This is a genomic window from Methylobacillus sp. MM3 (genome assembly GCF_001645185.1).
Lineage (GTDB): Bacteria > Pseudomonadota > Gammaproteobacteria > Burkholderiales > Methylophilaceae > MM2.
Window position 1 is genome coordinate 230,046 of record NZ_LXTQ01000011.1, and the last position, 15,487, is coordinate 245,532.

General features: G+C 59.2%; 17 protein-coding genes. 16 read left to right on the forward strand and 1 reads right to left on the reverse strand.

Going from position 1 to position 15,487, the window contains the following annotated elements:
- Positions 1-13: 13 nt before the first annotated feature.
- From A7976_RS05355 to A7976_RS05375, 5 genes are all read left to right on the forward strand, one after another.
- On the forward strand, positions 14-496 hold the full coding sequence (locus A7976_RS05355; protein ID WP_067108221.1) for an ankyrin repeat domain-containing protein: 483 nt from the start codon (positions 14-16) through the stop codon (positions 494-496).
- Positions 497-564: 68 nt separating this feature from the next.
- The gene (locus A7976_RS05360; RefSeq protein WP_067108224.1) at positions 565-882 is read left to right on the forward strand and encodes a c-type cytochrome; all 318 of its coding nucleotides are present in this window, start codon (positions 565-567) and stop codon (positions 880-882) included.
- Positions 879-2,138 carry an NAD(P)/FAD-dependent oxidoreductase gene (locus A7976_RS05365; RefSeq protein WP_067108227.1) on the forward strand — a complete coding sequence of 420 codons (1,260 nt, stop codon included), beginning with the start codon at positions 879-881 and terminating at the stop codon, positions 2,136-2,138. Before A7976_RS05360 ends, A7976_RS05365 begins: the two co-directional genes overlap by 4 nt.
- 106 nt (positions 2,139-2,244) lie before the next feature.
- On the forward strand, positions 2,245-2,793 hold the full coding sequence (locus A7976_RS05370; RefSeq protein WP_067108231.1) for a hypothetical protein: 549 nt from the start codon (positions 2,245-2,247) through the stop codon (positions 2,791-2,793).
- Between the two features lie 10 nt (positions 2,794-2,803).
- Positions 2,804-3,649 (forward strand): SMP-30/gluconolactonase/LRE family protein, encoded by an 846-nt coding sequence (locus tag A7976_RS05375; protein WP_067108240.1) that lies wholly within the window; start codon positions 2,804-2,806, stop codon positions 3,647-3,649.
- A 33-nt stretch (positions 3,650-3,682) separates the two neighbouring features.
- Here the strand turns inward: A7976_RS05375 and flgA are convergent, their stop codons facing one another.
- The gene (gene flgA, locus A7976_RS05380; RefSeq protein ID WP_165601721.1) at positions 3,683-4,366 is read right to left on the reverse strand and encodes a flagellar basal body P-ring formation chaperone FlgA; all 684 of its coding nucleotides are present in this window, start codon (positions 4,364-4,366) and stop codon (positions 3,683-3,685) included.
- A 122-nt stretch (positions 4,367-4,488) separates the two neighbouring features.
- On the opposite strand from flgA, the gene A7976_RS05385 reads away from it, so the two are divergent.
- From A7976_RS05385 to flgK, 11 genes are all read left to right on the forward strand, one after another.
- Positions 4,489-6,264, forward strand: coding sequence for a GGDEF domain-containing protein (locus A7976_RS05385; RefSeq protein ID WP_067108246.1), 1,776 nt, complete (start codon positions 4,489-4,491; stop codon positions 6,262-6,264).
- A gap of 165 nt (positions 6,265-6,429) precedes the next feature.
- Positions 6,430-6,825 carry a flagellar basal body rod protein FlgB gene (gene flgB, locus A7976_RS05390; RefSeq protein WP_067108249.1) on the forward strand — a complete coding sequence of 132 codons (396 nt, stop codon included), beginning with the start codon at positions 6,430-6,432 and terminating at the stop codon, positions 6,823-6,825.
- Positions 6,826-6,827: 2 nt separating this feature from the next.
- Positions 6,828-7,241: a flagellar basal body rod protein FlgC gene (flgC, locus tag A7976_RS05395; RefSeq protein WP_067108251.1), complete on the forward strand. Its 414-nt coding sequence runs from the start codon at positions 6,828-6,830 to the stop codon at positions 7,239-7,241.
- Between the two features lie 15 nt (positions 7,242-7,256).
- Positions 7,257-7,901: a flagellar hook assembly protein FlgD gene (locus A7976_RS05400; RefSeq protein WP_067108254.1), complete on the forward strand. Its 645-nt coding sequence runs from the start codon at positions 7,257-7,259 to the stop codon at positions 7,899-7,901.
- Positions 7,902-7,934: 33 nt separating this feature from the next.
- Positions 7,935-9,215: a flagellar hook protein FlgE gene (flgE, locus tag A7976_RS05405; protein ID WP_067108257.1), complete on the forward strand. Its 1,281-nt coding sequence runs from the start codon at positions 7,935-7,937 to the stop codon at positions 9,213-9,215.
- A gap of 10 nt (positions 9,216-9,225) precedes the next feature.
- A complete protein-coding gene (locus A7976_RS05410) occupies positions 9,226-9,966 on the forward strand; it encodes a flagellar basal body rod protein FlgF (protein WP_067108261.1) in 741 nt (246 codons plus the stop codon).
- Positions 9,967-9,980: 14 nt separating this feature from the next.
- Positions 9,981-10,760: a flagellar basal-body rod protein FlgG gene (gene flgG, locus A7976_RS05415; RefSeq protein WP_067108265.1), complete on the forward strand. Its 780-nt coding sequence runs from the start codon at positions 9,981-9,983 to the stop codon at positions 10,758-10,760.
- Between the two features lie 18 nt (positions 10,761-10,778).
- On the forward strand, positions 10,779-11,489 hold the full coding sequence (locus A7976_RS05420; RefSeq protein ID WP_067108267.1) for a flagellar basal body L-ring protein FlgH: 711 nt from the start codon (positions 10,779-10,781) through the stop codon (positions 11,487-11,489).
- Positions 11,490-11,500: 11 nt separating this feature from the next.
- Positions 11,501-12,604 (forward strand): flagellar basal body P-ring protein FlgI, encoded by a 1,104-nt coding sequence (locus tag A7976_RS05425; RefSeq protein WP_067108270.1) that lies wholly within the window; start codon positions 11,501-11,503, stop codon positions 12,602-12,604.
- A gap of 12 nt (positions 12,605-12,616) precedes the next feature.
- A complete protein-coding gene (gene flgJ, locus A7976_RS05430; protein WP_067108273.1) occupies positions 12,617-13,510 on the forward strand; it encodes a flagellar assembly peptidoglycan hydrolase FlgJ in 894 nt (297 codons plus the stop codon).
- A gap of 50 nt (positions 13,511-13,560) precedes the next feature.
- The gene (flgK, locus tag A7976_RS05435) at positions 13,561-15,477 is read left to right on the forward strand and encodes a flagellar hook-associated protein FlgK (protein WP_067108276.1); all 1,917 of its coding nucleotides are present in this window, start codon (positions 13,561-13,563) and stop codon (positions 15,475-15,477) included.
- Positions 15,478-15,487 lie beyond the last annotated feature (10 nt).

Sequence of the window (15,487 nt, forward strand, 5' to 3'; positions counted from 1 at the left end):
AGCTGGAGAAAACATGAAACTGGTTAAGGCACTGATTCTGAGTTTGGCACTGGCAGCGCCGCTCTCCGCGATGGCTCTCGACAGTGATCAGCAAGTCGAATATACCGAAGCGCTGGGCAACGGCAATGTCAAGGTGGTACAAAAATACCTGGACAACGGCGTGAACGTTAACGATCAATATTTCGCCTGGTCCGCGCTGCAAATCGCCGCCAACAAGGGTCAACTGGAAGTGGTGAAGCTGCTGGTCGACAAAGGTGCCGATCTGAACTACAGGCATCCGATCACCAAGATGACGGCGCTGGCACTGGCCGCAGTGGACGGCTACAGCGATGTCGTGTCTTACCTGCTTTCCAAGGGTGCCGATCCCAACATCAAGCTGCGTGGTAATGTGTCCATCGTCCGTGTAGTGCGCGATGAAGGTAACACCGCCATGGTCGATCTGCTGATGAAGGGCGGCGCCAAGGACGACGGCTGCAAAGACGGTAAATGCTTCTGAAAAAAAGCTGATTTAAGACTCAAATATAGTCTTTCCGACTGGGAGGTGAGGTGAGACGGTGCGTATCCATGGCTGTGCTGCTATGGCTGGCCTGCTACATGCAGGCGGCACTGGCTGATCCTCATCTTCGCGTGCTGGCGGCCTCCTGCGCCGCCTGTCACGGCACCAATGGCAATAGCGTCGGCGGCACCCCGGTGCTGGCTGGCCTGATGCCGGACTATTTCATTACGCAAATGCAGGCGTTCCGTTCGGGAACGCTTCCTTCCACGGTCATGCATCGCCATGCAAAAGGGCTGACCGAATCAGAAATCCGTCAACTCGCCGATTATTTCGCCGCTCAGCCGCGGCATTCGGCAACACTTCCCCCGAAAGCTGAAACGCCGTGATCGCGCGTCGAGATTTTCTCAAGCTGCTTGCAGCCGGTGTTGCGGTAGGCGCTGCCCCGAACCTGGCTTGGGCAAATCAGCCCAAAGGCCGCGTGGTGATTATCGGCGGCGGTTATGCCGGGGCAACGGCTGCAAAATATTTGAGGATGTGGGGCGGTAACCGGCTGGACATCGTGCTGGTCGAGAAAAGCCCGGCGTTTATTTCCTGTCCGCTCAGCAATCTGGTGCTAGGCGGCAGCAAAACAATAGACGAACTGACATTTGGGTTCTCCGGATTGGACAAGTACGGGATACGCCGTGTGCAGCAGGAGGCCGCCGCCATCGACCCCGAGCTTCGCACGGTGGCCTTGTCGAACGGAGAAACGCTGGCCTATGACCGGCTGATCATCGCGCCAGGCATCGACTTCATCTGGGAAAAACTCCCGATGCTGGAAAGCGCGACTGCGCAACAAGCTGTGCCGCATGCCTGGAAAGCGGGCGAGCAGACGGTGAATCTGCGCCGCCAACTGGAAGCCATGCCGGATGGCGGGGCGTTTGTGATGACCATACCGAAGGCGCCTTTTCGCTGCCCGCCGGGGCCTTACGAGCGCGCCAGCCAGGTTGCCTTCTATTTCAAGCAGTACAAGCCGCGCTCCAAAGTCATCGTGCTGGATGAAAATCCCGAGATTGTATCGAAGAAGGGGCTATTTACCAGAACCTGGGCCGACATGTATCCGGGGCTGGTGGATTATCGACCCAACAATGCGCTGATCGAAATCGATGTTGCGACACGCAACGTGAAAACGGAGTTCGAGACGGTCAAGGCCGATGTGCTCAATGTGATTCCGCCGCAGCGTGCCGGCAAGCTGGCGCAGGGATTGAGCATGGCGAACATCGACCGTCGCTGGTGCGAGGTGGATTTTCTGACATACGAATCGAGGGTTGTCCCGGGCGTGCATATCATCGGCGATGCGGTGGCGGCAGCGCTGCCCAAGTCCGCGCACATGGCGACTTCGCAGGCCAAGGTCTGCGCTTCGGCGATTGTTTCCCTGATGGCCGGCGAGGCGCCCGACCCGCAGCCGGTTTTTGCCAACACCTGCTACAGCTTTGTCAGCGATACGATGGCAATGCATGTGGCGAACGTCTATCGTTTCGATGCATCAAAGCAAATCATGGTGTCGGCGGAAGGCGGTGGCGTCTCCGACCGTCCGAGTGAGCAGGAAGGCAGTTACGCGCAATGGTGGGCCAGGAATATCTGGAGCGATGTGCTGAAATGACAGTGATCCTGGATGGCTTTCGGAGATTGCTGTGGGCCCGGACGGGCAATCCGTATGCCCGATGATCGTGCCGGACTGATTTATTGTCTGATTACAAGGAATTGAAATGAAGTCTGTAATAGCTGCTTTATTGCTGGGGCTGGCCGGCATCAACGGCGTGCATGCCGAAGAGGCCAAGCCCGATCTGTTGATGATCATCGAAGCCAACGAATACGAACATGAGGTACGGCTTGGCTTTGTGCCGCACTATATCGTCTGGGCGCGCAAAGGACCGGCGCTGGAAAATGCGGCGCGCCAGGCATTCGGCCCGAGCTTCAGCGATATCCGCATGTGCAAGAGCAACGAGAATGCCGATGCCGTGGTCTGGCTGCAGTCGTATCTTAGCTACAACCCGATGATGATGACTTATTACGCCAAGGTGACGGCGCGCCTGTATCGATCGGATGGCAAGTTGCTCGAGACTTTTACCGCGACCGGAACGTCCAAGGATTTCTACGGCTCGCGCCTGATTGAAACTTATGTACAAACCGCCTATGACCGCGCGATGCAGGATATCGCCGCGCAGTTCACGGCGAATAGCGCAGCGCAGCAGGGAATAGATCGCACATTACCCATGTCGCCTTGCTCGCTGGTGACCCTGGTTCCGAAACTTTGATCGGAGAAACATGATGTTCAACAAGAATAAACTGGTTTTTGCAGTTTCCCTGCTGTTTTCCATGACCGTCACCGCGGCCGAGCCGCAGAAGGTGACCGGGCTGCAATCCCCGGAATCCGTAGTAGTCGGTTCCGACGGCCGCCTCTATGTCTCGGAAATCGGCGAATTCGGCAAGGATGGCGACGGCAAGGTAAGCGTGATCGCCCAGGACGGCAAGGTGCAGACGTTTGCCATGGGCATGGATGACCCCAAGGGCCTGGCATTTTTCGGCAATGATCTTTACGTCGCAGACAAGACGCGTGTGCTCAAGGTCGGCATCGACGGCAAGTGGACAGTGTTGGCCGCCGCCGATGCTTTCCCTGTGGTGCCGCAATTCCTGAACGATGTGGAAGCGGATAGCCAGGGCAATGTCTACGTGTCGGACAGCGGCGACCTCAAGGGCAAGGGCGGCGCGATCTATCGCATCAACAAGAACGGCAAGGTAACGCGTGTCGTCGGCGATCACGACCCACAGGTGCAAGGGCCCAATGGCTTGCTGATGGATGGGCGGGGGGCGCTGCTGGAAGTCGATTTCGTTTCCGGCATCCTCTACCGCGTCAAGCTGCGTACCGGAGAAATGGAAAAGATCGCGGAAGGTTTCGGTGGCGGCGATGGTGTCGTGCGCGGCCCTGGCGGTGTGCTGTATGTCAGCGACTGGAAAAATGGCAAAGTCTATTCCGTCAGCAAAAAAGGCAAGGTCGAACTGTTCAAGGATGGCTTCCAGGCCGCGGCGGATCTCGGTAAAAGCCAGGACGGCAAATATGTACTGGTGCCGGATATGAAGGCAGGTGAACTGGTGTGGCTGCCGGTGAAGTAATGGTTGGTCGTTAGTTTATTCTGGCAGCTATCCTTAAAACGTCACTTCGACCACGCCTTCGCCCCGGGCAATTCCCTTGACGAGCTGTCCGGAGCGGGTCTTGACCGTGACGATCTGGCCTGCCGTCGCATTGCCCATGGCCTGGCCTTCCGAGGTTACGGTAAATCCATTGCCCTTCGCGGTCAGCTGGACCGATTGCCCTTGCCGAATGACATTCGCCGCGCGCAGCATTTCCGCGCGTAGCACTGTTCCATTGGCGACGGGGGCGACCACTGTGCGGCCCGCGACCTGATCCAGCGACGTAAGTGCGCTTCCGGCGAAGCGGGTGATATCGCGCATCTCCAGAGCGACATCTTCTGCATGTACCTGTTGCCCGCTGGTGATCGGCCGTACCGCGACCAGCACCTGATTGCTTACCTTGATCTGGACTGGCACATAAATCGACCAGCTCTGGGGTGCAAGACAGCGCACGACTATGCTGCTGTTGCCCCACAGCCGGCTGCCGCTGGGAAGAAAAGCCTGCAATTGCGTGCATTTCTCCAGCTTGAGGCGGGAATCGACGCGGCTGGCGGTGACGGTATATTGCCCCGGCAGGCTGGCGGTTTTTTCTTTTACGAATGCCTCCGCGGCTTTCTGGATAGCCGGTAGCGATTGCAGTTCCTGCGCGGCTGCGCCAGCGGAAAAAGCAAGCTGGATCAACAGGTAAAATAAACTCAAGAAACGCATTGGCATCAACTATTCGTAAGAAACTGTAATAGAATCGAGAACCTGAGCGATTGTAATGGATTCCAATAAGAAGCGTACCTCAAACGTTTCTTTAGCCCGAGTATCTTCCCGAAATGCAAAGCCCTACGACCCCCATCGATATCGCTCGGCAGGCGCTCAAGCAGCTCGCCTTGAGCAAGATTGCTCCGACGCCGGACAACTTCCGCAAGGTATACGACGAAATTGCCGGTACCAAATCCGCGGATGAGTCTGCCGGGCTCGCCAAAGCTCTGGAGCGGGTGCTCAAGGAGGCCGGCAAGGAGCGGCCGAAATACCTGAAATCGGTGCAAGCCCTGAATGCCGCCGTCGGCAAGCACGACTGGAAGGAAACGGAAAACCAGCTGCGCGAATTGTTGCCCACCGGTGCGGGAAGCGGGTGGGGTACGCTGATTCGCAGCCTTGTCCGGCAACTCGAAGCCAGCCACAAGGGATTGACGACCAGCAAGAAAAAAGAGGGGCTGGAGCGTCTGCTGGTCAATTTCGAAAGCGACCCCGATCAGTTATTGCTGAAAATTCAGGCCTTGATCGCATCGTGGGGCGGAGGTTTGGCCATGGAGCGTTCGGGAGAGGATATCTCCCCGGATATGCAGGCCGTTGTGCCCGAGGCCGAGGAGAATATCGCCAGGGTCGACGCCGCTGCACAGGCAGGGCCGCTGGCGCTGTTGTGGCGCGATCTCCTGATCAAGACGCTGGAGGTCGGCCTGCTGTCGCAGCTCAAATACATTCCCGAACTCGCGCGCGGCGCCGAAGTCCTGCTGGAACAGGCGCGCCGTGCGCGCACCGAAAATGAAGTTCTCAAGCTGACCGAGGCGTTCAAGGGCTATTGGTACAAGCTGGAAATGCATACCGACGCACAGTTTCGCCTGCATGAGGAACTGCTGCATCTGTTGCGCCTGCTGGTCGACAATATGAGCGATCTGGTGGTCGACGATAAATGGCTATCGGGCCAGACGGCCATCATCCGCGACATCATTTCCAAGCCGCTTGATATCGAAGTGCTGTATGACGCCGAAAGTGGCTTGAAGGAACTGATCTTCAAGCAGGGCAAGCTCAAGCACGGGCTGGCAGAAGCCAAGGATACGCTCAAGCAGATGGCGCGTACGTTCGTGGAGCGACTGGGCGAAATGACGCGCAATACGGGGGAGTATCACCAGAAGATCGCGGGCTACCAGCAGAAGATCAGCTCCACCGACGACATTACCGAGCTCAATGTCGTGCTCGACAGGCTGATGGAGGACACGCGTGCAATGCAGCTCGATGCGATCCGCTCGCACGAGGATCTCAAGGAAACCCAGCTGAAGGTTGACGCTGCCGAGCAGCGCATACGCCAACTGACGACGGAGCTGGATCATGCGAGTGAAATGGCGCATAACGACTACCTGACCGGCGCGCTCAACCGTCGCGGCATGAACGAGGCGCTGGATCGCGAATTCAGCCGTTCCGACCGGACCGACGCCCGGCTTTGTCTGGCGATCATGGACATCGACCATTTCAAGAAGCTCAACGACAGCCTGGGGCACGAAGCCGGCGATATTGCGCTGGCTCACCTCGCCAAGGTCGCCAAGGCCGCGCTGCGGCCGACTGATGTGCTGGCGCGCTATGGCGGCGAGGAGTTCGTGATCATCCTGCCGGAAACCGACCTCGAGGAAGGCAAGCGTGTGATGGCGCGCGTCCAGCGCGAGCTGACCAAGAATTTCTTCCTGCATAACAATGAGCGCGTGCTGATCACCTTCAGCGCCGGCGTTGCGGAGCGCATTGAGGGCGAAGTTCCGGACGCCACCATGAAGCGCGCCGACCTGGCTCTGTACGAAGCCAAGCATTCCGGCCGCAACCGCGTTATCGGCGCGTAAGCGCATTCAATAGTCCAACCTTGCCGCTTGAGCGGCAAGGGCTTGCCGGACTCCGCAAAAAGCACTCGCTTAATCCTGTTGAAACCCAGTTCTGGCGCCGTTTATGGCGTATGGCATGCTTTCTGCTTTTGTTAGGCCGAAACATCAACCCAAGGGCTTCGGCATATGTTCAACAGTATCGACAGGGCGCTGGCATTCGATTCCAAGATGCTCTCCGTGCGCGGCTATCGCCAGCAGATATTAGCCTCCAATATCGCCAACGCGGATACGCCCAACTACAAGGCCATGGATATCGATTTCTCGCAGGTGCTGACCAACGCGATGGGTAGCATCTCGATGAGCCGGACCGATGCCGGTCACATCGATACCAAGGGCGGCAGCCCCGTGGCAGGCATCAATCCGATGTACCGTGCGGCCGTGCAGCCCAGCATCGACGGTAACACTGTCGATGCCGACGTCGAGCAGGCGCAGTTCTCCGAAAACGCCTTGCAGTACATGTCCACGCTGCAATTCATGAACGGCAAGATCCAGAGCACCTTGCTCGCGCTGAGAGGCAACTGATCATGGCCTTGTTCAATGTCTTCGATATTGCCGGTTCCGCGATGACTGCGCAGTCCATGCGCCTTAACGTGGTAGCCAGCAACATGGCCAACGCCGACAGCGTGACCGGTGCCGATGGCCAACCTTACCGCGCCAAACAGGTGATTTTCCAGGCGCAGGCGGTCAATAACGCCATGCCCAAGGGCGTGAGCGGCGTTGCGGTAACCAAGGTCATCGATGACCCGGCGCCAATGAAACTGGTATACGACCCGCAGAATCCGTTCGCCAATGCCGAAGGCTACGTGACGATGCCCAACGTGAATGTGGTCGAGGAAATGACCAACATGATTTCGGCTTCCCGTTCGTATCAGGCGAACGTGGAAATGATGAATACCGCCAAGACGATGATCCAGCGCACGCTGACGCTCGGTCAATAACGAAAGGAACATACGATGGTAACGGCCGTGAACAACTCCACAAGTCCGACCACAGGGGCTTCCTCGCTGACCGGTAATTCGGTCCAGGCGCAACAGGATCGCTTCCTCAAGCTGCTGGTGACGCAGATGAAGAACCAGGACCCGCTCAACCCGATGGACAACGCCGAGATCACTTCGCAGATGGCGCAACTGTCCACCGTTACCGGCATCGAGAAGCTGAATGAGACGCTGAATGCTTTCACCAAGGCACAGGCATTCCAGTCGGTCAACATGATCGGGCACTACGTGCTGGCACCGGGCGAACACATGGACCTGGCCTCCGGCACGGCGCTCGGCGGCGTGGAACTCGCCAGCGCGGCGGATGATGTGACGGTCAAGATCTTCGACAGCAAGGGCAACCTGGTCAAGACGCTGGATCTGGACAAGCTCGATGCCGGCGTGAACGCATTCACCTGGGACGGCAAGAACGAGGCAGGCACCGCCGCCGCGGACGGCAGCTATACCTTTACGGTTACCGCCAAGCTGGATGGCGAAGCAGTGAATGCCACCAGTCTGGCAGTGGGCAAGGTGCAAAGCGTGCTGATGGACGATGTCGGTCCGGCACTAAGTGTGAGCGGCATGGGGCTGGTGGATCTCGACGACATCAAGCAAGTGCTTTAATCGGAAAGCTAAAGGCAAGGAAAGGACAGCAAAATGGGTTTCCAACAAGGGTTGAGCGGTTTGAATACCGCTTCCAAGAATTTGGATGTGATCGGCAACAATGTGGCGAACGCCACCACCGTCGGCTTCAAGACCGGTCAGGCGCAATTTGCCGACGTGTTCGCGGCCTCGCTGACCGGTGCCGGCAGCAGTCCGGTGGGCCTGGGCTCCAAGCTCTCCACCATCGTGCAACAGTTCACCCAGGGCAATATCACCGCCACCAACAATCCGCTCGACATCGCGATCAACGGCGGCGGTTTTTTCCGACTCACTGATCCTAGTGGCACGCCATACTACAGCCGCAACGGCCAGTTCCAGGTGGACAAGAACGGCCAGATCGTCAACAGCCAGGGGCTGCGCGTGACCGGCTACATGGCCGACGATGCCGGCACCATCGTGCAGGGCGACCTGCAGGAGATCACCATCCCGATCTCGGATATCGCTCCGCAGGAGACCGGCACGAGTGCCTCTGCCACCGGCGTGGAAGCGGAGCTGAAACTGGACAGCCGCGAAGATGCGATCCCAGTTGCCACTGCGTTTGACTCTACGGATCCGAGCACCTACAACTTCTCGACCTCGACTTCGATCTACGACAGTCTGGGCAACGCCAGCATCCTGACCATGTTTTTCCGGAAGACCGCGGCCAACACCTGGGACGTTCACACCACGGTGACGCCTCCGAGCGGCACGCCCATCGATATCACGCCCGCTACCGTTCCAACCATTGTGTTCAACTCCGATGGCGTGATCGATGCAGGCCTATCGACCGAATTGACCAATGGCGCGTTCACCCAGGCGATTACTGCCGCGCAACTGGGTACCGGCGCGTCAAACATGTCCTTCCGGGTGGATTTCACCGGCACCAAGCAATGGGGCGGCGAAGCGACGGTCATCGATCTGGCGCAGGACGGTTTCGCTTCGGGCAGCCTGACCGGCTTCACGATCTCCGATGACGGCATCCTGCTCGGTCGCTACTCCAACGGCCAGTCCAAGAACCTGGCGCAGGTCGTGCTGGCCAACTTCCGCAATCCGCAGGGCCTGGAGCCGCAGGGCAATAACCTGTGGGCAGACAGCGCGGCTTCCGGTCCGGCCGTGCTCGGTGTGCCGCAGAGCGGTCAATTCGGCGCGTTGCAGTCTTCGGCGGTGGAAGACTCGAATGTCGATCTGACCGCCGAGCTGGTCAACATGATCACCGCGCAGCGCGTGTATCAGGCTAATGCGCAGACCATCAAGACGCAGGACGCCGTGCTGCAGACCCTGGTCAACCTCCGTTAATCGCTGAACCATGGACCGCCTTCTCTACATTGCAATGAACGGTGCCAAGCACAGCATGCTGCAGCAGGCTGTGACGTCGCAGAATCTTGCCAACGTCTCGACCACCGCCTACAAGGCGCAAAGCCACGCGTTTCGTGCGGTGCCGGTGGTGGGGCAGGGCGCGCCGACACGCACCTTCGTGGTCGATTCGACGCCGCGCGCCGATCTTTCGGCAGGCGGCATACGCAATACCGGCCGCCCGCTGGATGTGGCTGTCAACGGCAACGGCTGGATCGCGATTCAGGACGGCGCCGGCCAGGAAGCCTACACCCGCAACGGCAGCCTGCAAGTGGGTGGCAATGGCCTGCTGGTGACCAGCAACGGCTTGCCGGTGATGGGCGATGGCGGCCCGATCACGATCCCCGAGGATTCGGAGGTCACGATCGGCAAGGACGGTACCGTCACTATCGTTACCAACAATCAGTACAACGCGATGACCGCCATTGCGCGCATCAAGCTGGTGAATCCGGCCGACAACGACATGGTGCGCGGCGACGACGGATTGTTTCGTCAGGCAAGCGGCCAGCCCGCGGTTGCGGATGCCGCCGTCACGCTGACTTCGTCCGCACTGGAGAGCAGCAACGTCAACAGCGTCACCGCGCTGATCGACATCATCGATCAATCCCGCTTTTTCGACATGCAGGTCAAGCTGATGCAGAAAGCGGATGAAAACGCCAACCGTGCCGTGCAAGTCATGGCGCTGACGGCTTAATTTAAGGAAATATCATGCTCAGATCGTTATGGATCGCCAAAACCGGGATGGAGTCGCAGCAGATCAACATCGACGTCATCTCCAACAATCTGGCCAACGTCAGCACCAACGGTTTCAAGCGTTCGCGCCCGGTGTTCGAGGATCTGATCTATCAGACCCTGCGCCAGCCCGGCTCGCAGGCATCGCAGCAGACGCAGGTGCCTTCCGGCCTGCAGATCGGCACGGGCGCGCGCCCGGTAGCGACAGAGCGCATTTTTCTGCAAGGAAACCTGCAGCAAACGACCAATCCGCTCGATATGGCGATTCAGGGCAACGGTTTCTTCCAGGTGCAACTGCCGGACGGCACCCTGGCCTACACCCGCGACGGGGCGTTTCAGGTCAACAATGAAGGCACCGTGGTCACCGCCAACGGCGATATTCTTCAGCCGCAGATCACACTCCCGCCCGATGCCACCGCTGTCGATATTGCCCAGGATGGTACGGTCACGATTACCCAGCCGGGTAATACCGTCACCACCCAAGGCCCGATCCAGCTGACCAGCTTCATCAATCCGGCCGGCCTGCAAAGCATAGGCGACAATATGTATCTGGAAACGGTGGCTTCCGGTACGCCGAACTCCTCCAACCCTGGTGCCAACGGTCTGGGGACGCTGCAGCAAGGGTTTGTGGAAACCTCCAACGTCAATGTGGTGGAAGAGCTGATCAACATGATTACCGCGCAGCGGGCCTATGAAATCAACTCCCGCTCCATCCAGGCTTCCGACCAGATGCTGCAACGCCTGGTCCAGCTTTGATCGAAGACGGAAAGAACCATGAACAGCCTGCGTAATCTCCTGTTGATCCTGATGCTGGCACTGTTGGCAGGGTGCAATACCGACCCTTCCACCAGCGTGGCGCAGCCGATGACGACACGGCCGGTGCCGCCGGTGCAGAATGGGCAGCGCGATGGCTCTATCTATCGCGTGGCCGATGCGCGTCCGCTGTTCGAGGACAGGCGGGCACGTTTTGTCGGCGACACGCTGACGGTCAACATTGTCGAGCGCACAAGCGCTACCAAGAGCGTGGACGAGAGCAACGAGCGTACCGGCGAGGTCAATGTTTCCGTTCCGACGCCTACGATCTTCGGCCTGACGCCGAAAGCGCTGCGCAAGGCTCCTCCCGGTTTCGCGCGCGGCAACAATCTCGATACCAGCGTCACGGCTGACTCCGATATCAGCTATGACAGCAGTGAATCCAACTCCAACAGGAACAACGTGACCGGTACCATCACCGTGACGGTGATCGAAGTGCTGCCCAACGGTAACCTGATGGTCAGCGGCGAGAAGCAGATCGCAGTCAACCAGAATACAGAATTCATCCGTCTTTCCGGCGTTGTAAATCCGGTCAATATCACGGCGGCCAATGCCGTCAATTCGACCCAGCTGGCCGATGCCCGTATCGAATCCAAGGGCAAGCAAAGCATGGATACCGCGCAGATCATCAGCTTGCTGTCGCGTTTCTTTATCTCGCTGGTGCCATTCTGAGGAGCAACGCTATGAAATCGACAAGCAAATGGCTGGGCGTGCTTCTTGCGGTGTTGCTGGCAATGCCGGCATACGCGGAGCGCATCAAGGACCTGGCTTCCATTCAGGGGGTGCGTAACAACCAGCTTGCCGGCTACGGCCTTGTGGTCGGCCTCGACGGTACCGGCGACCAGACGACGCAAACGCCTTTTACCGTGCAAAGCATCGTCAGCATGCTTCGCAACATGGGCGTCAACCTGCCGCCCGGCACCAACCTGCAACTGAAAAACGTCGCGGCAGTAATGGTGACCGCCAACCTGCCGCCGTTTGCCAAAAGCGGCCAGGCACTGGATGTGACTGTTTCCTCGATGGGTAATGCCAAGAGCCTGCGCGGCGGTACGCTATTGATGTCGCCGCTCAAGGGCGCCGATGGCCAGGTCTACGCGGTGGCGCAAGGGAATGTGATGGTCGGCGGCGTAGGCGCCTCGGCAGGCGGATCCAGCGTACAGGTCAACCACCTGAGCGCCGGACGTATTCCTGCCGGTGCGACGGTGGAGCGTGCCGTGCCCACCGACGTGGGACAAGGGCAGTTCGTCAATCTGGAACTGCATCAGGCCGATTTCACCACGGCGTCGCGCCTGGTGGATGCCGTCAACCGCAACTTCGGGCCGGGGACCGCCGTGGCAGTGGATGGACGCATGATTCAAGTTGCTGCGCCGATGGACATCAACCAGCGCGTGAGTTTCATCTCTCGCATGGAAAACCTGACGCTCAATCCAGGCGAGGATGTCGCACGTGTCATCCTGAATGCGCGCACCGGCTCCATCGTAATGAACAAGGAAGTGAAGCTCGATACCGTTGCAGTCGCCCACGGCAATCTGTCGGTGATCATCAGCAGCGAGCCGCTGGTGAGCCAGCCGGCCGCATTCTCGCAAGGCCAGACCGTGACCAGCGAGTCGGCCGAAATCGAGATCAAGGAAAAGAAGGGTGAACTGGTGATGGTCAAAGCCGGCGCCTCGCTCGGGGAAGTGGTCAAGGCGCTCAATGCTGTCGGCGCCACGCCGCAGGATTTGCTTGCAATACTTCAGGCTATGAAAGCCGCCGGCGCGCTCAAGGCCGATCTGGAAGTCATCTAGGCTGTAATAATCATGCTGCCCGATTCCTTAGCCCTCAACCCGAAAAGCCTGGACAGCCTGCGTTTGCAGGCGAAGCAGGATAACGGCAAGGAATCGGTTCGTGCGGCGGCGCAGCAGTTCGAATCCTATTTCCTGCAGATGATGCTGCGCACCATGCGGCAGACCCTGTCGCAGGATGGCCCGTTCGATAGCCAGGAAACCAAAATGTTCAGCGAAATGTTCGACCAGCAGGTCGCGCAGAACATTTCGCAAAGCAAAGGCCTGGGTCTGGCAGATATGCTGGTCCAGCAGATGCAGCTCTCGCTGGAAACACAAGGGGTCAAGACTGCGCCGCGCCCGTATGACCTGCCGCCTGTCGCGCAACCGTCCGAGGTGGCTGTCTCCGACGCGGCTGCCTCCGGTGCGGCCGCCAATGCCGGAGACGCAGACATTGAAGCCATGACGCCGCGCAGTTTCGTCAACAAGCTGTGGCCGCATGCAGTGGATGCCGCGGCCGAGCTGGGCGTTTCGCCGCATGTCCTGCTGGCACAGGCCGCGCTTGAAACCGGCTGGGGCAAGCATGTACTCAAGACTGCCGATGGCACGGCCAGCCACAATCTGTTCAATATCAAGGCGGGCAGCCGCTGGGATGGACGGACAGTAGCGAAGGAAGTGACGGAGTATGTCAACGGCAAGGCAGTCAAGTCCGTGGAAACCTTCCGTGCGTACGATACGCCGGCGGAAGCCTTTGCCGATTATGCCAGTCTGCTTTCTAACAATCCGCGCTATGCCGGTGCATTGAATCAGGATGCGGAAGGTTTCATCAAAGGACTGCGTCAGGGCGGCTTCGCCACCGATCCCGGCTATGGCGACAAACTGCGCCGCATCATCGGCAGTGCCGCGCTGCGGCAGGGACTGGCGGCTTAAGTTTCTGGATGGCTGGCCGATATTGAACACATGATCGAAAGCGAGAAAGCATGAGTATATACAGCGTGGCTACATCGGCGTTGCAATCGGCGCAAGTCGCGATCGCGACCGTTGGGCACAATATCGCCAATGTCAACACGGAGGGCTATCGTCGCCAGGAAGTGATCCTGGGGACCAACGGTGCCACGCGTACCGGCAGCGGATTTCTCGGCCAGGGCGTCAGCGTCAACACGGTCCAAAGAGCCTATAGCGAACTGCTCGAGCGGCAGGTGAGCCGGAGCGAAGCGCAGGCAGGGTACCTAGACCAGTATCTGCAGGGCATGCAGCAGATCAACAATATCCTTGGCGACCGTTCGGTCGGTTTTTCCACGATGGTGCAGGAATTTTTTGCCTCCTGGAGCGACCTCGCCGACGATGCCTCCTCCATCGCCGCGCGGCAGGCGGTGCTGGGCACAGCGGAGACGCTGGCCAACAATCTCAATGGGGTTGGCGCGTATCTGCAATCGTTGCAGGATAGCGTCAATGCCGATATCACCAGTGTTGTTGACCAGGTCAACAGCTATGCGCAGAATATCGCGGAACTGAACGGCCGCATTGCCAATGCGCAGGCTTCCGGCTCGCAGCCGCCCAACGACCTGCTCGACCAGCGTGACTTGCTGGTGTCGCAGTTGAACGAGCTGGCGGGCGTCACGGTGGTCAAGGATGCCGCGACCAATGGCTACAATGTCTTTCTCGGTAATGGTTACTTGCTGGTCGGGGGCATGACGGCGTCCTCCATCACCGCCCAATCGTCCTTGTACGACCCGGCGCGGATCGAGGTATTCGATGCCAATGGCGGCGTGCAACTGTCCAGGGAGGCTGGCTCGCTGGGCGGCAAGCTGGGCGGCCTGCTGGATTATCGCTCTGAGTCGCTCGATGTTGCCCAGAACTCGCTGGGGCGGTTGGCTATCGCGCTGTCTCAGAGTATCAATGACCAGCACCAGCTGGGCCAGGATTTGAACGGTAACGCGGGCGGAGTGTTTTTCACCGACCCTTCCACGTTTGCCCAGACTTACGCCAGCAGCAACAATACCGGCAGCGGCGACATCGACGCCACGATAGACGATGCCAGTGCGTTGACGACCTCCGATTACCGGCTGTCTTACGACGGTACCGACTATACCCTTACGCGGCTTTCAGACGGACAAGCCTGGAGCAATGCCAGCCTGGCTACGCTGTCGACCACGGCTGCCCAGGGATTTACGCTCTCGCTTGCCAGCGGCACGGTGAGTTCGGGCGACAGCTATCTGATCCGGCCGACCGCGACAGGGGCCACCAGTGTCGGTGTCGCGATCTCGGACCCGGACCTGATCGCCGCCGCCTCGCCTGTTGCGGCTGCCGCTGCGACCGCCAACACCGGTGCGGCACAGTTTACCCAGCCGATCGTGGATACGAGCAATCAGCCGCCGCTCAATGCCAACCTGGCCAGCACGGTGACGATTACCTTCACCTCCGCGACCACGTTCAATGTATCCGGTACGGGCACCGGCAATCCGACCGGCCTGACCTACACCGCGGGCGACGACATCAGCTACAACGGATGGACGTTCCAGATCACCGGCATACCCGCGACCGGCGATGTATTCACCGTCTCGGCCAATACGAGCGGGGAACAGGACAATCGCAACGCATTGGCCATGGCAGCGTTGCAAAACAACAAGACGCTGGTGGGCGGCAGTGCTTCGCTCGAGGGCGCGTATGCCGCGCTGGTCGGCAGCATCGGAAACAAAACCAGCCAGGTCGAGGTCAATCAGAGGGCGCAAACCAATCTGCTGACTCAGGCCCAGCAAGCCCAGCAGTCGGTGTCCGGCGTCAACCTGGACGAGGAGGCCGCCAATCTGCTGCGTTACCAGCAGGCATACCAGGCAGCGGCCAAGCTCATCTCGACGGCGCAAACGATGTTCGACTCCATCCTGCAACTCGGCTAAGAGATCGCAA